Origin of the sequence: Paraburkholderia lebeckiae (assembly GCF_014201005.1) — a bacterium.
Taxonomy (GTDB): Bacteria; Pseudomonadota; Gammaproteobacteria; order Burkholderiales; family Burkholderiaceae; genus Paraburkholderia; species Paraburkholderia tuberum.
Genome location: NZ_JACHDK010000010.1, coordinates 1 through 19,955 on the forward strand (window position 1 = coordinate 1; position 19,955 = coordinate 19,955).

Genomic DNA, 19,955 nt, shown 5'->3' on the forward strand with positions numbered 1-19,955 from the left:
GATCGTCCGGAACTGACGAGCGCAAAGATCATCGTGTCGGGTGGCCGTGGTCTGGGCAGCGGCGAGAACTACATGAAGGTGCTCGAGCCGCTGGCGGACAAGCTCGGCGCGGCACTGGGCGCATCGCGTGCGGCGGTCGACGCGGGCTTCGTGCCGAACGACTATCAGGTCGGCCAGACCGGCAAGATCGTCGCGCCGCAACTGTACGTGGCGGTCGGCATCTCGGGTGCGATCCAGCACCTCGCCGGCATGAAGGACTCGAAAGTCATCGTCGCGATCAACAAGGACGAAGAGGCGCCGATCTTCGGCGTCGCAGATTACGGCCTCGTTGGCGATCTGTTCACCCTCGTGCCGGAACTCGAGCAGGCGCTCGGCTAACCGCATCCAGCGGTTGGCGTCCGGCACAACGCGCAGTACGCGTCAGAAGAGGGCAAATGCGTGCCCAGCAAACGGAATAATCATGAATGAGCTTAACGGATACGATTTCGAAGACCTGCAACCGGGCATGAGTGCCCAGTTCGCCAAGACCATCACGGAGGCGGACATTCTGCTCTTCGCGGGCGCGTCGGGAGACATCAACGCGGTTCACATCAACGAGCAGTTTGCGCGAACCACACTCTTCAAGGGGCGCATCGCTCACGGCATGCTGACCGCCAGCATCATCTCCGCGGCAATTGCCGGGCGGCTGCCCGGCCCGGGCACGATCTACCTTGGCCAGAACCTGCGCTTCAAGGCGCCGGTTCGACCCGGCGACACCGTGCAGGCCGAAGTGACCGTCAAGGAACTGATTCACGACAAGCGCCGCGTGGTGCTGTCCACCGTTTGCACGGTCGGCGGCAAGGTGGTGATCGAAGGCGACGCCGTGGTCATGCCGACGACCTGCCGCGACCGTGTCGTCGCGGACGCGGCTTGCGCCGTCAGCAAAGCATGACAGCGAGCCCCGCCATGAGAATGCCATTCAGCATGCCACACGAGTTTTCCACGGGCTGGGTCAATGCCGGCTTCGATTTATGGCGTTTTTCGCCGCTCAAGGATGAATACGCTACGACGGTGCCCGACACCGACGGCTCGGACTTCGATTTCAACTGGCCGGTCGCGCGAGGCTCCGTGACCCACACGAGCGCCCACTATCTGCAACAGCAGGCGCAACTGTGGAGCGACGCCGTCGCCGGATTGATCGGCGGGCGCACCGAGTTGAAGGCGGTCGCCGAGCCCGAGCAGGGAGATCGGCGCTTTCACGCCGACGACTGGTCCAGCAACGGCTGGTACAGCCTTCTTAAACAGAGCTATCTGATCAATGCCCGGGCGCTCGCGGAGTTCGTCGATGCGAGCGCGCTCGACGAAAAGGGCAAGCACAAGCTGCGCTTTTTCATGCGCCAGTTCATCGACTTCGCCAGCCCCGCGAATTTCGTCGCGACGAATCCCGAAGTCATCCGGGCGGCGGTGGAATCGGGCGGATCGAGCCTGCTCGCGGGCGTCACGCATCTGCTCGACGATCTGGGCAGCGGCTCGATTTCGATTACGGATCAAAGCGCGTTCGAGGTGGGCCGCAGCGTCGCCACGTCCAGTGGCGCGGTGGTCTATGAAAACGATCTGTTTCAGCTGATCCAGTACGAGCCGCTGACACCGAAGGTCGCCGCGCGGCCGCTCGTGATCGTTCCTCCGTGCATCAACAAGTTCTACATCCTGGATCTGCAGCCCGAGAATTCCTTCGTGCGCTTCGCCTGCGAGCAGGGCCTGACGGTGTTCGTCGTGTCCTGGCGCAACCCGCAGCAGGACATGGCGCAGACCACGTGGGACGCCTACCTCGAGGACGGCGTGATGCAGGCGATCAGCGTCGCGCGTGCGATTAGCCGGGCCGACCAGGTCAATGCATTGGGCTGGTGCGTGGGCGGCACGATGCTGTCGTCGGCGCTGGCGGTCATGCGTGCGAACGGCGACGACTCCGTGGCCAGCCTGACGCTGCTGACGGCGTTGCTCGACTTCACCGACCCGGGCGATCTCGGCGTGTTCATCGACGAGCAGGGCGTGGCGATGCGCGAGCATACGATCGGCGGCGGGGGGCTCTATCCCGGACGCGAACTCGGCTTCGTATTCCAGTCGCTGCGTGCCAACGATCTGATCTGGCCGTATGTCGTGAACAATTACCTGAAAGGCAAAACCCCGGTCGCGTTCGATCTGCTGTACTGGAACGCGGACACGACCAATCTGCCCGGCCCGATGTACAGCTTCTATCTGCGCAACATGTACCTCGAAAACAGTCTGCGCGTGCCGAACAAACTGAAGTTCTGCGACACGCCGGTGGATCTCGGCAACATCGATATCCCAAGCTATCTGATGGCGGCCGAGGAAGATCACATCGTGCCGTGGCGATCCGCCTATCAGTCGACGCAACTACTGGGCGGTCAAACCGAGTTCGTGCTGGGGGCAAGCGGCCATATCGCGGGTGTGATCAATCCGGCCTCGAAGAACAAGCGCAGCTACCGAACCAACGATGCCTGCGACGAGAACGCCGACGAGTGGCTCGCAACGTCAGTTCAGCAGCGCGGCAGCTGGTGGAATCACTGGATCGACTGGGTCAAGCAGCATTCCGGCGAGCAGGTCGAGGCGCGCACGAAGCTCGGCAACAGGAAGTACAAGGCAATCGAGAGCGCACCGGGCCGCTATGTGAAGCTTCGCGCCGAGTGAGCGGTGGCGATAGCGGGTGCGGCAACAACGGAGGGTGATGTTCAGTGCATCAGCCTCCGTTTTTTTTGTCTTCACTGCCACCGGCCGTCACTTCGCATGGCTCGCGCGCCAGTCGCGCGGCGTCATGTGGAAGCGCGACACGAACCAGTTCGTGAACGATCCCTGTTGCGCGTAGCCGAGAAGCGCCGAGACCCGTCCGATCGGATAGGTGGGATTGCTCATGTAGCGCACGGCGAGTTCGCCTCTGACTTCCTCGACCTGATCCGAAAAGCTGGTGCCGGCCGAATTCAACTGCCGTTGCATGGTGCGCACGCTCAGATGCAAATAACGTGCAACCAGCTCGGCGTTCGCCCGCTCGAGCGGCAGCAGCAGGTAGATCGCCTTGCGCACTTCCAGCGCGGCCGATTCCGCTGCGCTCGCGTTCAGCGGAGAGGCGAGGCTCTCCGCGTAGCGCACGAGTTCGGGGTCGGCCAGTGGATTCGGGTAGTCGAGATCGGCGCTCGCGCAGACGAACCCGTTGAAGTCGCTGCCGAACACCAGCGGACAGCCGAAGAAGCGTCGATGAAACGTCAGGTCTTTGGGCGCCGGATGCGTGAAGTGGACCTCGCGCGGTTTCCAGAACTTGCCGAGCAGAGCACCGGAGTGGCGCGCGAGCACACCGAGCGCGAGTTCGATCGCCTGCCTTGTCGGGGTACCTCGTTCGACGACGAGTTCCTCCCGAATGGTGACCGTATTGTCCGCGTCCTCGACGTACACCGCCAGCGCTTCGTTGAGCAGATGGCGGTATTCGGCCGCGGCCAGTAACACTTCGCGCAGCGTGCGTTTGTGCGCGAGCAGGACATTGATCACGCCGCTGCCGAAGGTCTGCCGCGTTTCCGCCATTTGCAGCGCGAGGGTCGGGCACGACGCCTTATCGGCCGTCATTTCCAGTAGCCGGCAACAGGCGGTGGCCGATACGCGATCGTCCGGATTCGCGAGCGCGCCGGCGTCGATGCCGGCCTGTTTCGCGAGCTCGACCGGATTGAGTCCAAGCCGTCGCGTCACTTCGAAATAACCGCTCATGGCTACCGACGTCACCATCGTTTCCATCGTAGTTTCTCCGGACGATTCATACGCTGAGTATTTTTCTTGTCATTAAACACTTGCTTCGCGCAACTATTGGTGTTAACGCGCAGTGGCACGAATCGCTAAAAGGATGGCGTCCAATCACAAAAGTGTAGCCCGTGATTGCCGTATCGTGGGCACATGTCGTTCGAAGTGTTCCAGCAAATTTTCATGCGACCTCGCGATAGCGGAACACTGTCACTTCAAAACTGGATGGAGGCAAACAAATGCAATTTCTCGACGATTCGTTGCACCCTGAGAATCAGGACAAGGTAGTCATCACCACCGCCCCTTACGGCCCGGAATGGATGCCGGCGGACTTCCCGGAAGACATCCCCGTGACGATGGACCAGCAGATCCAGAAGGCCGTCGATTGCTACAACGCCGGCGCCACGGTATTGCACCTGCACGTGCGCGAACTGGACGGCAAGGGCTCGAAGCGCCTGTCGAAGTTCAATGAACTGATCGCGGGTGTGCGCGCGGCAGTGCCTGACATGATCATTCAGGTCGGCGGCTCGATCTCGTTTGCACCGGAAGACGACGGACAAGCCGCGAAGTGGCTGTCCGACGACACGCGCCATATGCTGGCCGATCTCGATCCGAAGCCCGATCAGGTGACGGTCGCGATCAACACCACGCAGATGAACATCATGGAGCTGCTCTATCCGGAGTATCTGGAAGGCACCTCGCTTTCCAACCCCGCGTTCATGGCCGCCTATAGTGAAATGACGGTGCCGGCTGGCCCCGCATGGGTCGAGGAACACCTGCGCCGCCTGCAGGCTTCGGGCATCCAGCCGCACTTCCAGCTCACCGGCATCCACGCGCTCGAAACGCTCGAGCGCCTCGTGCGCAAGGGCGTCTACAAGGGCCCGCTGAACCTGACGTGGATCGGTATCGGTGGCGGCTTCGACGGCCCCAATCCATTCAACTTCTTCAACTTCGTGCATCGCGCGCCGGATGGCTGCACGCTCACCGCCGAGTCGCTGCTGAAGAACGTGCTGCCGTTCAACATGATGGCGATGTCGATGGGCCTGCATCCGCGCTGCGGCATCGAGGACACGATCATCGATCAGCACGGCAAGCGCTTCACGTCGGTGCAGCAGATCGAGCAGTGCGTGCGCGTCGCGCGCGAACTGGGGCGTGAAATTGCCACTGGCAAAGAAGCGCGCGAGATCTATCGTATTGGTGTGCAGTACGAGACGGTCGAAGAGACGCTGGTCGCCAACGGTATGGCGCCGAACCGCCAGGCCGGTGTCAGGAACCTGCCGCTTCGCGCGGCGTGATCGCCAGGAGCCCGGGCCGGCGCATTGGCCGAGGCCGGGCTTCATGGCCAACGCTCCCGGTGCATAGCGGGGAGCAGATAGCTGAATCCATAACAGGTCGTCGGCCCACGCGGGCAAGGCGGTCGCCAGGGAGTCAGCGTGGAAGGAGACTAAATATATGCTCGTTCAGCAGGCAGGGCCCACGACGGGCGAAGTTTCGGCAGCTCAGACGGACGTGCGCGCTTATGCGTGGGTGGTGTTTGCGTTGACGGTCGGATTGCTGCTTTCCGACTATATGTCGCGGCAAGTGTTGAATGCCGTGTTTCCGCCGCTCAAGGCGGCATGGCATCTGTCCGATGCGCAGCTGGGTTCGCTCAGCAGCGTGGTCGCGCTGATGGTCGGTGTGCTCACGTTCCCGCTGTCGGTTCTGGCCGACCGCTGGGGCCGCGTGAAGAGCATCGTGCTGATGGCGGCGATGTGGAGTCTCGCGACGGTGGGCTGCGCGATCTCGGCGAACTATGGGCAGTTGCTGCTGGCGCGTGCCTTTGTCGGAATCGGCGAAGCGGCCTATGGCAGTGTCGGTATCGCAGTAGTTCTGAGCATCTTTCCGGTCCGGCTGCGCTCCACGCTGACCGGCACCTTCATGGCGGGCGGCGCGTTCGGCTCGGTGCTGGGTATGGCGCTCGGCGGCGCGGTGGCGGCTCACCTCGGCTGGCGTTCGGCATTCGGCGCCATGGCGGCGATGGGGGTCGTGCTGGTCGTGATCTACCGCCTCGTCGTCACCGAAAAGCGTCTTGTGCCGCTGCAGCCGGCGAGCGTGACGAGGCAGGCGCAATCGCGCGGCATGCGCATGAGCCTGCGCGCGCTGATGAAGGGGTTGTTTTCGACGAAGTCCGTGGTGTGCGCCTATGTGGGCAGCGGACTCCATCTGCTGGTTCCCGCCGCTGTGTGGGCATGGATGCCGAGCTTCCTGAATCGCTACTACGGCATGGCCACCGGCAAGGCTGCGATGTGCGCGGCGGTGTTCGTGCTGGTGACCGGGGTGGGCATGGTGGTGTGCGGAAACCTCGCCGACCGACTCAGCAAGAACATGCGGGAACGCAAGTGGAGCGCCGCGATCGCCTTCTGCCTCGCCTGTTTCGTTCTGCTCGCGATTGGCTTGCGGATGCCCGCGGGACCGTGGCAGCTGGTCGTGATCGGCGCCGGCATGTTCTTCTGCGCCGGTGCGAGCGGCCCGTCGGGTGCGATGGTGGCGAACCTCACGCCGCCGACGATTCACGCCTCGGCGTTTGCGACCCTGACGCTCGCGAACAACCTGCTGGGCCTCGCGCCGGCGGCTGTTCTCACGGGGATCATCGCCGATCGGATCGGACTGCTGGGCGCGTTGCAACTGGTGCCGTTCGCACCGCTCGTCGCGGCCGCCGCATTCATGATCGGCAAACGGAACTACTCGGGCGATCTGGATCGGCTGAACACGCTGCGCGAGCAGGCCGCACGCTGACATCGCATGGTGCCGCGCGGACGGCGCGGAGCACGGAACCTGTAACTGCGCCGCTGGCGCAACGAATTCTGCAAAGTGCAGATCAAGTAAAGAATTGGAGAGTCAACATGGCAAAGGCAGTTCGCTTTCATGAAACTGGTGGTCCCGACGTGCTGCGCTACGAGGACGTCGAAGTGGGCAACCCCGGTCCCGGTCAGGTTCGCCTGCGCCATCAGGCAGTGGGCCTTAATTTCGCCGACACCTACTTTCGCAGCGGCCTGTATCCGGTCCCGCTGCCCGCGGGGATGGGCGTGGAGGCCGCCGGCGTGGTCGAGGCCGTTGGCCCGGACGTCACGAACGTTGCGGTGGGCGATCGTGTGACCTACACGGGCTTCCTCAACACGCTCGGCGCGTACAGCACCGAACGCCTGATTCCGGCCGCGCCGCTGATCCGGCTGCCCGATGCGATCGACTGCGAAACGGCTGCCGGCATGACCATGCGCGGGTTGACCTCCGCGTATCTGATGCGCCGCATTCACGACTTCAAGGCGGGCGACACGATCCTTCTGCATGCCGCCGCCGGCGGTGTCGGCCTGATCGTTTCGCAATGGGCGAAGCTGCTGGGTCTGACCGTGATCGGCACGGTTTCGACTGAGGCCAAGGGCGAGGTGGCCCGTGCGCACGGCTGCGACCACATCATCAACTACAGCCACGAAGACGTCGCCAGGCGGGTGCGCGAACTGACCGATGGTGTCGGCGTGAACGTCGTGTTCGACAGCGTCGGCAAAGACACCTTCGAGGCTTCGCTCGATTCGCTGAAGCGCCGAGGTCTGCTAGTTTGCGTCGGCACGGCCTCCGGCCCGATCCCGCCGTTCAATCCGCAACTGCTGGCTATGAAAGGCTCGCTCTATCTGACCCGCCCGGCTCTGGCTGACTACATCGCCGACCCGGCCGAAAAGGACGAGCTTGCCGGCGAAATCTTCGGGCTCATCGCCTCGGGACACATCAAGATCGAGTTGAATCAGCGCTATGCGCTCGAAGATGCGGCGCAAGCCCATCGTGATCTGGAATCGCGCAAGACGACGGGTTCGTCGGTCTTCGTGATCTAAGGAGCTAGCCATGCGAGTCGAACAACTGACGTACTCGATCGGCGCCGAACTGATCGGGGTGAATCTCGCCCACGCCATCTACGACGATGGCCTGTTTGCCCAAATCCGCTCGGCGCTGCTGAAGCACCGGGTGCTGTTCCTGCGCGACCAGGACATCACGCGTGCCGAACACGTGGCGTTCGCGCGCCGCTTCGGCGAACTGGAAGACCATCCGGTCGCGGGCAGCGATCCGGAAAATCCGGGCCTCGTGCGTATCTACAAGACCCCGGATCAGCCCAACGACCGCTACGAAAACGCGTGGCATGCCGACGCCACCTGGCGCGAAGCGCCGCAGTTCGGTGCCGTGCTGCGCTGCGTCGAGTGTCCGCCCGTCGGCGGCGACACGATGTGGGCGAACATGGTCCTCGCCTACGAGAATCTGCCGGCGCACGTGAAGGCTCAGATCGCGGACCTGCGCGCGCGCCACAGCATCGAGGCGAGCTTCGGTGCCGCGATGCCGATCGAAAAGCGTCTCGCGCTGAAGGCGCAATTTCCTGACGCGGAGCATCCGGTCGTGCGCACGCATCCGGAAACAAAGGAGAAGTTGCTGTTCGTGAACGCTTTCACGAGCCATTTCACGAACTTTCACACGCCGGAGCGAGTGCGCTTCGGGCAGGACGCGAATCCGGGCGCGGGCGATCTGCTGCGCTATCTGATCAGCCAGGCGTACATCCCGGAGTACCAGGTGCGCTGGCGCTGGCAGAAGAACAGCATCGCGATCTGGGACAACCGCAGCACGCAGCACTATGCGGTGATGGACTACCCGCCGTGCCACCGCAAGATGGAGCGCGCCGGCATCGTCGGCGACAAGCCGTACTGAACTAGCAGGTAGCTTCCCATGAATTACGAATTGAAACCGACCATTCTGATGGTTCCGGGTCTGCGCGACCACGTCGCCGAGCATTGGCAAACCCTGCTGCAGCAACGGCTGCCGAAGGCGCAGTCGGTGCCGCCGCTCGAGCACGACAAGCTCAGTTGCGCGGCACGCGTCGCGGCGCTCGATGCCACGCTCGCGCGGATCGACGGCCCGGTCATTCTGGTCGCGCATAGCGCTGGCGTGATGATCACCGTGCATTGGGCGGCGCAGCACAAGCGCGAGATTCACGCTGCGCTGCTCGCGGCGCCCGCGGACCTCGAGACGCCGATGCCGGCGGGTTATCCGGAGCTGGATACGCTCGAGCAGAACGGCTGGCTGCCGATTCCGCGCAAGCCGCTGCCGTTTCCGAGCATCGTCGGCGCGAGCCGCAACGATCCGCTCGCGCGCTTCGAGCGGGTGCAGGACATGGCGCAGGACTGGGGCAGCCGCCTCGTCGATCTCGGCGAAGTGGGGCACCTCAACCCTGCTTCGGGCTTTGGCGAATGGCCGATGGCGGAGACGTTGATTCGCCGCCTGGTACTGATGTGACGCGGCCCGCGTCACATCAGAAGGAGTCTGGGATGTCGCGTCGGATCGTGGTGGGTGTTGCCGGCGAGCTCGCGCCGGGCCAGCGCAAGCTGGCCTTCATCGATGGCCGCAGCATCGTGCTGTTCAACATCGCAGGCTCGCTTCACGCCATCGACAACACATGTCCGCACAACGGGGCCGCGCTGTCGAGCGGCCAGCTGGAAGGCTGCATGTTGCGCTGTCCGGCGCACGGTCTGCGCTTCGACGTGCGCACGGGCTGCATGGCGGGAACAGGCGGATTGAGCGTGACGACCTTCCCGGTCGAAATAGTGGATTCAAAGGTGGTGGTCAGTCTCGACGCGCCGAACGCGACGCCCTCGCAAGCGCGAGCCGGCAGCGCGGCAACTTAAGGCCGGTAGGCCAGGCGCGAGACGCCACAACCAATCAGGAGACGGAAAGATGCAAGGATTGATGATGCAGCAGTCGCTGCTGGTTTCCGCGCTGCTCACGCACGCGGAGCGCCATCACGGCGAACAGGAAATCGTGTCGCGACGCGTGGAAGGAGACATCCATCGTTATTCGTATCGGCACCTCGCGCAGCGCGCGCGCCGTATGGCCAACGCGCTGGCGACGCTCGGCGTCGGCCAGGGCGAGCGCGTCGCGACGCTCGCGTGGAACGGCTATCGCCACATGGAACTCTATTTCGCGGTGTCGGGCTCCGGGTCCGTGCTGCATACGCTGAACCCACGACTGCACGTCGACCAGCTCGCGTACATCATCGAGCATGCGGAAGATCGTGTCGTGTTCTTCGACCTGACCTTTCTGCCGCTGATCGAGAGCGTCGCGCCCCGGGTGAAGAGCCCGAAAGTATTCGTGGCGATGACCGATCGCGCGCACATGCCGCAAGCGAACGACCTGACCGGCATGCTGATGTGCTACGAGGATCTGCTCGAGCTGCAGGACGACGTTTTCGAATGGCCGCTGCTCGATGAAAACAGCGCGTCGTCGCTGTGCTACACGTCGGGCACCACCGGTAATCCGAAGGGCGTGCTGTATAGCCATCGTTCGACCGTGCTGCACACCTACGCGGCGGCGCTGCCCGATTCGCTGAACTGTTCCGCGCGCGACGTGATCCTGCCGGTCGTGCCGATGTTCCATGTGAACGCGTGGGGACTGCCCTATATCGCCTGCATGGTCGGCGCGAAGCTGGTGTTTCCGGGGCCGGCGCTCGACGGCAAGTCGCTCTATGAACTGATCGAAACGGAACACGTGACGCTGTCGGCCGGCGTGCCGACCGTGTGGCAGGGACTGCTCACGCATGTCGATGCGATGGGCGGGACCTTCTCGTCGATGCGACGCACGGTGATCGGCGGCGCGCCGTGTCCGACCGCGATGACCGAGGCGTTCCAGAAGCGCCACCGGGTGGAGGTACTGCACGCGTGGGGCATGACCGAATTGAGCCCGATCGGCACGGTCTGCAGCTTCAAGGTGCATCAGCAGTCGCTGCCGATGGAGGATCAGTACAAGATTCAGGCGAAGCAGGGACGCGCGCTGTTCGGCATCGACATGCGGATCGTCGACTCCCAGGGTAATGAATTGCCGTGGGACGGCGAGAGCGCTGGCGATCTGCAGGTGCGCGGTCATTGGGTCACGCAGCAGTACTTCGGCGCCGACGTCGAGTCGCCATTGTGCGACGGCTGGTTTCCGACCGGCGACATCGCGACGATCGACCAGCACGGCTTCATGCAGATCACCGATCGCAGCAAGGACGTGATCAAGTCGGGCGGCGAATGGATCAGTTCGGCGGCGATCGAAAACGTCGCTTATCTGCATCCGGAAGTCTCGACGGCAGTGTGTATCGCCGCACGGCATCCGAAGTGGGACGAACGGCCGCTGCTGCTGGTCGTGAGAAAGCCGGGCAGCGAGCTGGCCAGCGACGAACTGCTGTCCTTCTTCAACGGCCGGGTCGCGCGCTGGTGGACCCCCGATGCAGTGGTGTTCGTCGACACGGTGCCTATCGGCGCAACAGGCAAGGTCCTGAAGAACCAGTTACGCGAACAGTTCGGCAACTACTACCTGCCCTGACGCGCGGCTCCCGCAGCAACGCAGTTCGATTCACGCAACAACGCGACCGGGTACCCCCGGGCGCATACAAAACCACTAATCATTTGAAGCGACCGCAGCATCGGCTTTTGCGCCACCGCCGGTACGCGAAGGAGACACAATGAAGTTGAAATCAAGCAGCGCTGTCGTGTTGGCCATTTTCGCCACCGCGGCTCATGCGCAGTCGTCAGTGACGCTTTATGGCGTAGTCGATACGGGGCTGCTGTATCAGAGCACATCGGCGGCTACCTTTCTGCCGCACGCGCCGAACACGGGCAAAATTTATCAGCTGAAGGACGGCGGTATCTATGCGAGCTTCTGGGGTGTGAAGGGAAGCGAAGACATCGGCGGCGGCTACAAGATCAACTTCAAGCTGCAGGGTACGTTCAACACCGCGAACGGCAAGTTCGGTCTGTCCGACACGCCGGGCGTCACGGCGATCTTCAACCAGTTCGCGACGGTCGGCGCATCAGGGCCGTTCGGTACCTTCGACGCCGGCCGGCAGATCATTCCGATGATCTACGCGATGGCGGAAACCGACGTCCGCGGCGCGCAGTATTTCGGCAGTATTCTGACCGCGTGGCTGGGCATCAATCAGGCGGCCGGCTGGCCTGGCACGAGCACGAACGCGCCGATCGGCGCGCTGTACGACAGCAACGCGCTCGTCTACAACTCGCCGAAATTCCATGGCGCGTCGCTCGCGCTCGAGTACGCGCCGGGCGGCGTGGCCGGTCATTTCCAGGGCGGCACGCGCGAGTCGGCCGTGCTCAAGTATTCGAACTACGGTCTGAATCTGTCCGCGTTGTATTACAACGGCCACGATACCAACCCGTACCCGATCACCTACCCGGCGGCGCCCGCTATCCCCGCGACCGGGCTTGCGAACAACCGTTTCTACTATTTCGGTGCGATGTACACGATCGCCGGATTTTCGGTGTCGGCCTCGTACGGCGCCGGCAAGAACCCGGCCCATACCAACACCGCGGACTTCGAAATGATCTCGGGGGGCCTCGGCTACCAGTTCAATACGCGTTTCAAGATTACGTCCGGGTACTACTACCTGAAAGACAAGAACAACTCGGCGAACCATTCGGGCGAATTCGCCGTGGGCGCGGAATACAACCTGTCGCAGCGCACCAAGGCTTACGCGCAGGTGGGTTATGTCAACAACAGGGGGACCATGAACCAGACCATCGTCTATGGCGCCCCGGTTGCGCCAGGCGTGTCCACCACCGCGGCCATGGTCGGCATCCGCCATAACTTCTGATTACGTCACCTATAACAACTGGAGTATTCGATGAAAAGCATTCACGCACGCGCGTTGGCGATTGCCATATTGATTCTGGCCGCGTCGAGCAACGCATGGTCGCAGTCGGGCCAGACGGCTAGTGCACCTTCGGGCGCACCCGCGATGTCAGCTAGTGCAGCCGCTCCCGTCAGCTCGAGGCAAGCCAATCGCGCGCTGCGTCGGCAGGTGTATGCCGCCATCGGCAAGCACAAGGAGATCAGCGCCGGCAATATAAGCGTCATCGCAAAAGGCGGCGCGGTGACGCTGAGCGGCACGGTCACCGACGTTTCCCAGATCAATCAGGTCGCGGAGATCACGAAGGGTGTTCCGGGGGTGACTTCGGTGACCAACAAGCTCACGGTGGCAAAGCCGTTCGGCGGGATGTAAAAAGAGCTCACGCATCGGGGGATTAAGCGCGAGGAGCCCAATATAACAATCCACTAGCTGTCGAACAGCGCCGTGTAACGGCGCTGCATCTCTTCAGGCGTGAGCGCTTCGATCTGCGCGCCGAGCATCCATTCGTGGCCGAATGGATCGCGCACGGTCGCCGAGCGCTCGCCATAAAAATGATCGGTGAGCGGGCGGACCACGGTTGCGCCCGCTGCAACCGCTCGTCCGAACAGCGGGTCGACGTCGTCGCAGTGGATATGCAGCAGCACACTCGGCCGGCTGTCGCCGGTCGGTCCGAGCATGTCATGCTCGGGATATTCATCGGACAGCATCACGGTCGCGGGACCGATCTTCACTTCGGCATGACCGATGCGGCCGCCTGGCTCGGTCAGGCGAAACTGCTCGACGCCGCCGAATGCCTGCGCGTAGAACTCGATAGCCCGTGCGGCGTTGCGCACGCGCAGATAGGGGTAGACCTCGTGGATCGCGTTCATCGTCACCTCCGGGTGGTGGGCGAATAGGGGTTGCCGGACATAATAGTCTGCCCCGATCCGCCAAGCGGTCGCTTGGCTACCCACGGGATTCCATCGGCTTTTGACCGACGATGAATCGAGGTCGCTAGCGCTGCTCCTTCTGAATCAAGCTGCACCTGAATCGCGTCACATTTGTCACTCCCACCATTCGATGTCCGGCGGCCTAAACTACCCCATCATCAACAGCGAGCGATGCCCGGTGAGCGAACCGCCTCCGACCCGAACGCACAGGACATCGCTCTAACCCGGAGGTTACGATGACGACGATCAAGTCACCTGAGAAGCTTGGGAAAGATGGACAGCCTGCCATGAAGACACCACCGATTGTGTCGCGGCAAGAGTGGGAGGCCGCGCGCGAGCAGCTGCTCGTCAAGGAGAAAGCCTTGACACGTGCCCGCGACGCGCTGGCCGCCGAGCGACGGCGGATGCCATGGCTTGCGGTGGAAAAAACGTATGCGTTCGACGGGCCGGAGGGCAGAGTAAGCCTGCTCGACCTGTTCAACGGCCGCCGCCAGTTGGTCGTCTATCGCGCCTTTTTCGAGCCCGGTGTGCACGGGTGGCCAGAGCATGCGTGCATTGGCTGTTCCCTTGGGGCCGATCAGGTCTCCCACCTTGCCCATTTGAACGCTCGCGACACTACGCTGGTGTACGCGTCCCGCGCGCCGCAAGCCGATATCGCGCGGCAGAAGACCCGGATGGGCTGGGAGATGATCCCCTGGTACACCATCACCGACAGTTTCGACGCCGACTTCGGCGTGGACGAATGGCACGGCCACAACGCGTTCATCCGGGACGGCGAGCGGGTGTTCCGAACGTACTTCATTAACGGGCGTGGGGACGAGGCGATGGGCACGATCTGGAGCTACCTTGACATGACGGCGCTCGGGCGGCAGGAGACGTGGGAGGATTCGCCGGAGGGCTACCCGCAGAGCCGACCGTACAAGTGGTGGAACTGGAACGACACTTACGTCCCCGGCGCTGCTCCCGATCCGAAGTGGGTCGAGGTGTCAGATGCCGGAGAGGCTGCGTTTCGGAAACGCGACGACTAGCGCCTGACGAATCATCGATCGCTGTCGTTTCTCCGTCCGATGCTGCAGCCTGCGGGCAAACTGTGAAGCGATGCCCGGATGCGAATGAGCAGTATCGCGGTACGTTCGATGTTTGAAATCACGTCGTCGTATTGAGCGCGCTCGTGGAACGGCCGTGCGCCAGCCACGAATCGAGGCGGAGATGATTACAATGACAGGGACGTTACGGCATCCTATCGGTTCAACCGCTTCGTTTCCCCGCTTACGAGGGCCGCACTCCGATGAACGCATCCGAACGTATCGACGAACTGATCGCGGGACTCACCGACTGGCGCGGCGCGACCTTCGCTCGCATCCGTCAATGCGTGCTCGCGGCGGACCCGGCGATCGTCGAGGAATTCAAGTGGATGGGTAGTCCGGTCTGGTCGCGTGACGGCATGATCGCGGTCGCCAACGCGCACAAGGGTAAGGTCAAGCTGACCTTCGCGCATGGGGCGGGCCTGGCCGACCCGGACGGCTTGTTCAACGCAGGCCTCGAAGGCAACGCGCGGCGCGCTATCGACTTCTTCGAAAGCGACGAGGTCGACGAGCGCGCACTGAAAGCGCTGATTTGCGCCGCGATCGACTATAACCAGAATCATCTGAAGACGAATACGCGCGGCGCACTACCGAAAGCCCGCCGTAAGCAGGCGTCCGGCGACGCCTGAGGCCGGCACAGTCTGCTCGCCAGCCCCGCCGCGCCGCCAGCCTCGGCGGATCGATACCAGAACTGATATCGATAGGACCCAAAATATGATTGGAAAGATATCAACTCGCTCCGTACACTGCACCATCCCTGGACACTGAGCGGCAACCTTGCGCCGTAGCGCCGGGCGGGCCGCTTCAGTCAAATTGGCCGGTGAGGGTCCCGGCACATGCATCAAGGACCTAGTATGTCGGAAAAAAAGCGGAAATTGCGCTCGGCCGAGTGGTTCGGCACGGCTGACAAGAACGGCTTCATGTATCGAAGCTGGATGAAGAATCAGGGCATTCCCGATCATGAGTTCGACGGGCGTCCCGTGATCGGTATCTGCAACACGTGGTCCGAGCTGACGCCGTGCAACGCGCACTTTCGCAAGCTCGCCGAGCACGTGAAGCGCGGCGTCTATGAAGCGGGCGGCTTCCCGGTCGAATTCCCGGTGTTTTCCAACGGCGAATCGAATCTGCGTCCGACCGCGATGCTCACGCGCAATCTCGCGGCGATGGATGTCGAGGAGGCGATCCGCGGCAATCCGATCGACGCGGTCGTGCTGCTGACCGGCTGCGACAAGACGACCCCCGCGCTGCTGATGGGCGCGGCGAGCTGCGACGTGCCGGCGATCGTCGTGACCGGCGGCCCGATGCTGAACGGCAAGCTCGACGGCAAGAACATCGGCTCTGGCACCGCGGTGTGGCAGCTGCACGAATCGCTGAAGGCCGGCGAGATCGATCTGCATCAGTTCCTGTCGGCCGAGGCGGGCATGTCGCGCTCGGCGGGCACCTGCAACACGATGGGCACCGCGTCGACGATGGCCTGCATGGCCGAGGCGCTCGGCACGTCGCTGCCGCACAACGCGGCGATTCCCGCGGTCGACTCGCGCCGCTACGTGCTTGCGCATATGTCGGGAATCCGGATCGTCGAAATGGCGCTCGAAGACCTGAAGCTGTCGAAGATCCTCACGCGCGAGGCGTTCATCAACGCGATTCGCGTCAATGCGGCGATCGGCGGCTCGACCAATGCGGTGATTCATCTGAAGGCGATCGCGGGGCGCATCGGTATCGATCTCGAACTCGACGACTGGGTGCGCATCGGCCGCGACACGCCGACGATCGTCGACCTGATGCCGTCGGGCCGTTTCCTGATGGAAGAGTTTTATTACGCGGGCGGACTGCCGGCCGTGCTGCGCCGGCTCGGCGAAGCGAACCTGCTGCCGCATCCGGACGCGTTGACGGTCAACGGCAAGTCGCTGTGGGACAACGTGAAGGATGCACCCAACACCAACGACGAAGTGATCCGTCCGCTCGACAAGCCGCTCGTCGCCGATGGCGGCATCCGCGTGCTGCGCGGCAATCTCGCGCCGCGCGGCGCGGTACTGAAACCGTCGGCGGCGACACCCGAGTTGCTCAAGCATCGCGGACGCGCGGTCGTGTTCGAGAACCTCGAGCACTACAAGGCGCGCATCGTCGACGAAACGCTCGACGTCGATGCGAATTCGGTGCTGGTGATGAAGAACTGCGGGCCGAAGGGTTATCCGGGCATGGCCGAAGTCGGCAACATGGGCCTGCCGCCGAAGCTGCTGAGGCAGGGCGTGAAGGACATGGTGCGCATCTCCGATGCGCGCATGAGCGGCACCGCCTACGGCACCGTGGTGCTGCACGTGACGCCGGAAGCGGCGGCCGGCGGCCCGCTCGCCGCGGTGCAGGACGGTGACTGGATCGAGCTCGATTGCGACGCGGGCACGCTGCACCTCGATGTCAGCGACGCGGAACTCGAGCGCCGTCTCGCGCAGCATGTGCCGCCCCAGCCGCCGGAAGGTGGCGGCTACCGGCGCCTGTATATCGATCACGTGCTGCAGGCCGACGAAGGTTGCGACCTCGACTTCCTCGTGGGGTGTCGAGGTTCCGCGGTGCCGCGGCATTCGCACTGACGCGCCGTTGCAACGGCAACGGCTCGGCCCATGACCGTGCGGGCGATGCATTCGTGCATCGCCCGCATTTTTTTGACCTGTCGTTGGCGTTCGCGGCGCAGTTGCCTTGGATGGTGCGCCGCTAATGGCTAATGACTATTGGCCGCGGTTGTCGACCGCGTCGAGCACGAGCCCGAAGAACTCGTTCGCCGCGGCCGGATTCAGCCAGCGCACGATCACCGTCATGCGCCGCTCCGGTTCGACCCACGTGAACGAACTGCCTGCGCCGACGCCGAAATAGCTCGACTCCGGCACGTTCGGGAACACCTTGCGCCCGGTGTTGAGCCACACGAGGTAGCCATAGAACGGCGCGATCGCGCACGGCGTGCGCATGCGCGCGATCCATTCGGAGGACAGCACGCGGTGGCCGTTCGCGACGCCGTCGTTGAGCAGCATCTGTGCGACCTTCAACTGATCGTTCGCGCTGACCGACATGCCGCCGCCCCAGTGCGTGCCGCCCGGCACCGACTGCATGCGTCGCCCGTCGATTTCGACCCACGCATTGTCGTAGCCGACCCATTGCCAGTTTTCGCTCGCGCCCGAAGGCCGCATGATCGCTTCGCGAAACACCTCGGGCAGCGGCTGACGGAACAGATGCAGCAGCGCGAGCGAGAACTGGTTGATGCGGACGTCGTTGTATTCCCAGTACGTGCCCGGCCGTTGCGGCGGACGCAGATCGCCTTTTTTGCCATCGGGCGGCGCGGCGAAATTGACCGCACGGTAGTGATCCGCCTGATCCGACAAACCGAAGTACGTGCCGCGCCATTCGCTCGTTTGCTGCAGTAGATGCGCCCAGCTGATCGGCGCGTTGTGTTCGTCGTCGAAGCCGATGTCGGGTACGCGCACGCGCACCGGTTCGTCGACGTCGGGCAACAGCCCGCGATCGTGCGCGACGCCGGCTAGCAGCGCGAGGTACATCTTCGCGACACTGAAGGTCAGGTCGGCGCGATCCGGTTCGCCCCAGCTCGTCAGCACGCGGCCGTCGACGGCGATCGCGCCCGACACCGGTCCGCGATCATGCACGGGACCGAGCAGCCTGTTCCACGGCGGCGGGTCGTTCACGTGCACACCCCACGCGCCGCCCACATGGCGGTCCCAAAGCGATTCATGATTCACCGCGAACTGCACGGCTTGCTGCAAACGGTCTTGCATGGATAAGGTCCTTGTCGGTTCAACGAAGCCCGCGAGGCAGAGACTCAGCGTGCATGCAGTCGCACGCGTGCCCACATCACGGTGAAAAGGCTGAGCACGGCCGCGAGCATCAGATAAAGTCCGGGCGCGAGATTATTGCCGGTCGCCGCGATCAGCGCGGCGACGGCGAGCGGCGTGAAGCCCCCGAACACGGTGGTGCCGATGTTGTAGCCGAGCGCCATGCCGGTCGTGCGCGTGCGGGTCGGGAACAGCTCGGACATCAAGGCCGGAATCGGCGCGAAGTAGGTCGCCTTCAGCAACGCGACCCACGTGACCGCGGCAAGCAACGAGCCGAGCGACGGGTGCGCGTTCATCAGCACGAAGGCGGGATACACGGTCGCGAAGAACAGCACGCCGGCGCCGAGCATGATGCGCACGCGGCCCACCTTGTCGGACAGATGACCGACGACCGGCGTGAGCACCATCATGATCAGACCGGCCGCGAACGTCGCGATGAAGCCCGACGACGGTGCGAGTCCGAGCTGCCGTGCCGCGTAGGTCGGCATGTAGAGCAGCATGTAGTTGGCCGTGGTGGTCAGCACGAGCGCGCCGATCGATACGAGCACCTGTTCCTTTTGGGTCGCGAGCACTTCTCGCACCGGCGCGGCGGATTTTTCCGCGCGCTCGAACTCCGGCGTTTCGTCGATGCGACGGCGAATGTAGAGCCCGACCGGACCGATCAGCATGCCGAACATGAACGGAATGCGCCAGCCCCAGCCTTCGAGTTGCGCGGTCGTCAGCGTGCTCGTCAACACCGCGCCGAACAGCGACGCCAGCAGCGTGCTCGCGCCCTGGCTCGAGAATTGCCAGCTCGCCATGAAGCCTTTGCGCTCCGGCGCATGTTCGATCAGAAACGCGGTCGAACTGCCGAACTCGCCGCCCGCCGAGAATCCCTGCAACAGCCGCGACGCAAATACGCCGATCGGCGCGAGCACGCCGATCGCCGCATACGACGGCATCAACGCGATCATGCCGGTGCCGACCGTCATCATCCCAATCGATAGCGTCAACGATGCCTTGCGGCCTTTGCGGTCGCTGAACGAGCCGAGCGCGAGCGCGCCGATCGGTCGCGCGAGATACGACAGCGCGAAGGTGCCGAGCGTGAGCAGCAGCGACACGGTGCGGTCGTGCACCGGAAAAAACGTGCGCGACAGCACGGCCGCGAAGTAGCCGTATACGACCAGATCGTAGAACTCCAGTGCGTTGCCGATCGAGGTCGCGAGAATCAGCCGCGATACGCTCGAGCGCGAAGTGTGCCGCGCGAGCGCGTCGGCGGTGGTGACGGAGTCCATGCTCATGACGAAATCCTCTGGCGGCATTGGGAGGCGCGCCGGCAGTGTCGCGTGAGCGGCGCGGGCGCGGGATCGAAGCGTGTGACCCGATGTTGGGGTGGACGATATTTATAGACAATTACAATATTTGGCAGATATCGTTGCCGAAACGGCAAAGCGGAATCGAGCTGACCCAGCTATTCGATATCGCATGCAGTCTCGGCGGCCACGCGTTCGATCCGGTGTTCGTCGAATTGCTGACGGGCGCGATCGAGAATCCGATGTTGCTCGACTGATTTCGCGCCGCAAAAGAAAAAGCGCCCCGTAGGGCGCTTTCCATCGATTCAATCAGGCAGGGAACACAGGTGTTCCCCACTACG

At 63.4% G+C, this 19,955-nt stretch carries 20 protein-coding genes; 16 read left to right on the forward strand and 4 right to left on the reverse strand.

Features of this window, described 5'->3' with window-relative positions; all coding sequences use genetic code 11:
• The 3 genes from HDG39_RS20025 to phaC form a co-directional block, all read left to right on the forward strand.
• Positions 1-378, forward strand: a 378-nt coding sequence (locus HDG39_RS20025; RefSeq protein ID WP_221305802.1) for an electron transfer flavoprotein subunit alpha/FixB family protein, incomplete at its 5' end; no start/stop codon positions are given.
• Positions 379-460: 82 nt separating this feature from the next.
• Positions 461-931 carry a MaoC family dehydratase gene (locus HDG39_RS20030; RefSeq protein ID WP_184007972.1) on the forward strand — a complete coding sequence of 157 codons (471 nt, stop codon included), beginning with the start codon at positions 461-463 and terminating at the stop codon, positions 929-931.
• Positions 932-945: 14 nt separating this feature from the next.
• The gene (gene phaC / locus HDG39_RS20035; RefSeq protein ID WP_184007974.1) at positions 946-2,688 is read left to right on the forward strand and encodes a class I poly(R)-hydroxyalkanoic acid synthase; all 1,743 of its coding nucleotides are present in this window, start codon (positions 946-948) and stop codon (positions 2,686-2,688) included.
• Positions 2,689-2,775: 87 nt separating this feature from the next.
• On the opposite strand, the gene HDG39_RS20040 is transcribed toward phaC, so the two are convergent.
• Complete coding sequence (locus tag HDG39_RS20040) at positions 2,776-3,777, reverse strand: AraC family transcriptional regulator (RefSeq protein ID WP_184007977.1); 1,002 nt, start codon at positions 3,775-3,777, stop codon at positions 2,776-2,778.
• Between the two features lie 242 nt (positions 3,778-4,019).
• Here HDG39_RS20040 and HDG39_RS20045 point away from each other — a divergent pair, with 242 nt between their 5' ends.
• The 9 genes from HDG39_RS20045 (at position 4,020) to HDG39_RS20085 (ending at position 12,844) form a co-directional block, all read left to right on the forward strand.
• On the forward strand, positions 4,020-5,075 hold the full coding sequence (locus HDG39_RS20045; protein ID WP_184007979.1) for a beta-keto acid cleavage family enzyme: 1,056 nt from the start codon (positions 4,020-4,022) through the stop codon (positions 5,073-5,075).
• A gap of 157 nt (positions 5,076-5,232) precedes the next feature.
• Positions 5,233-6,555, forward strand: coding sequence for an MFS transporter (locus HDG39_RS20050; protein ID WP_184007982.1), 1,323 nt, complete (start codon positions 5,233-5,235; stop codon positions 6,553-6,555).
• A gap of 107 nt (positions 6,556-6,662) precedes the next feature.
• The gene (locus HDG39_RS20055; RefSeq protein WP_184007984.1) at positions 6,663-7,643 is read left to right on the forward strand and encodes a quinone oxidoreductase family protein; all 981 of its coding nucleotides are present in this window, start codon (positions 6,663-6,665) and stop codon (positions 7,641-7,643) included.
• 10 nt (positions 7,644-7,653) lie between these two features.
• A complete protein-coding gene (locus tag HDG39_RS20060) occupies positions 7,654-8,502 on the forward strand; it encodes a TauD/TfdA dioxygenase family protein (protein ID WP_018424780.1) in 849 nt (282 codons plus the stop codon).
• Between the two features lie 18 nt (positions 8,503-8,520).
• A complete protein-coding gene (locus HDG39_RS20065; protein WP_184007986.1) occupies positions 8,521-9,087 on the forward strand; it encodes an RBBP9/YdeN family alpha/beta hydrolase in 567 nt (188 codons plus the stop codon).
• 32 nt (positions 9,088-9,119) lie between these two features.
• Positions 9,120-9,476 (forward strand): Rieske (2Fe-2S) protein, encoded by a 357-nt coding sequence (locus HDG39_RS20070; RefSeq protein WP_184007988.1) that lies wholly within the window; start codon positions 9,120-9,122, stop codon positions 9,474-9,476.
• A gap of 49 nt (positions 9,477-9,525) precedes the next feature.
• On the forward strand, positions 9,526-11,151 hold the full coding sequence (locus HDG39_RS20075) for a 3-(methylthio)propionyl-CoA ligase (protein ID WP_184007990.1): 1,626 nt from the start codon (positions 9,526-9,528) through the stop codon (positions 11,149-11,151).
• 139 nt (positions 11,152-11,290) lie between these two features.
• Positions 11,291-12,436, forward strand: coding sequence for a porin (locus HDG39_RS20080; protein WP_184007992.1), 1,146 nt, complete (start codon positions 11,291-11,293; stop codon positions 12,434-12,436).
• Between the two features lie 30 nt (positions 12,437-12,466).
• Positions 12,467-12,844: a BON domain-containing protein gene (locus HDG39_RS20085; protein ID WP_184007994.1), complete on the forward strand. Its 378-nt coding sequence runs from the start codon at positions 12,467-12,469 to the stop codon at positions 12,842-12,844.
• 53 nt (positions 12,845-12,897) lie between these two features.
• Here the strand turns inward: HDG39_RS20085 and HDG39_RS20090 are convergent, their stop codons facing one another.
• The gene (locus HDG39_RS20090) at positions 12,898-13,341 is read right to left on the reverse strand and encodes a VOC family protein (protein ID WP_184007996.1); all 444 of its coding nucleotides are present in this window, start codon (positions 13,339-13,341) and stop codon (positions 12,898-12,900) included.
• Positions 13,342-13,637: 296 nt separating this feature from the next.
• On the opposite strand from HDG39_RS20090, the gene HDG39_RS20095 reads away from it, so the two are divergent.
• From HDG39_RS20095 to HDG39_RS20105, 3 genes are all read left to right on the forward strand, one after another.
• Complete coding sequence (locus HDG39_RS20095; RefSeq protein ID WP_184007998.1) at positions 13,638-14,429, forward strand: DUF899 domain-containing protein; 792 nt, start codon at positions 13,638-13,640, stop codon at positions 14,427-14,429.
• Between the two features lie 260 nt (positions 14,430-14,689).
• Entirely contained in the window at positions 14,690-15,115 is a 426-nt protein-coding gene (locus HDG39_RS20100) for a DUF1801 domain-containing protein (RefSeq protein WP_184008000.1), read from the forward strand.
• Positions 15,116-15,340: 225 nt separating this feature from the next.
• Positions 15,341-17,074: an IlvD/Edd family dehydratase gene (locus HDG39_RS20105; protein ID WP_184008002.1), complete on the forward strand. Its 1,734-nt coding sequence runs from the start codon at positions 15,341-15,343 to the stop codon at positions 17,072-17,074.
• A gap of 135 nt (positions 17,075-17,209) precedes the next feature.
• On the opposite strand, the gene HDG39_RS20110 is transcribed toward HDG39_RS20105, so the two are convergent.
• The gene (locus tag HDG39_RS20110; RefSeq protein ID WP_184008003.1) at positions 17,210-18,265 is read right to left on the reverse strand and encodes a serine hydrolase domain-containing protein; all 1,056 of its coding nucleotides are present in this window, start codon (positions 18,263-18,265) and stop codon (positions 17,210-17,212) included.
• A gap of 44 nt (positions 18,266-18,309) precedes the next feature.
• Positions 18,310-19,602 (reverse strand): MFS transporter, encoded by a 1,293-nt coding sequence (locus HDG39_RS20115; protein ID WP_184008004.1) that lies wholly within the window; start codon positions 19,600-19,602, stop codon positions 18,310-18,312.
• A gap of 134 nt (positions 19,603-19,736) precedes the next feature.
• Between HDG39_RS20115 and HDG39_RS35165 the strand changes: the two genes are divergently transcribed.
• Positions 19,737-19,871: a hypothetical protein gene (locus HDG39_RS35165; RefSeq protein ID WP_260328097.1), complete on the forward strand. Its 135-nt coding sequence runs from the start codon at positions 19,737-19,739 to the stop codon at positions 19,869-19,871.
• Positions 19,872-19,955 lie beyond the last annotated feature (84 nt).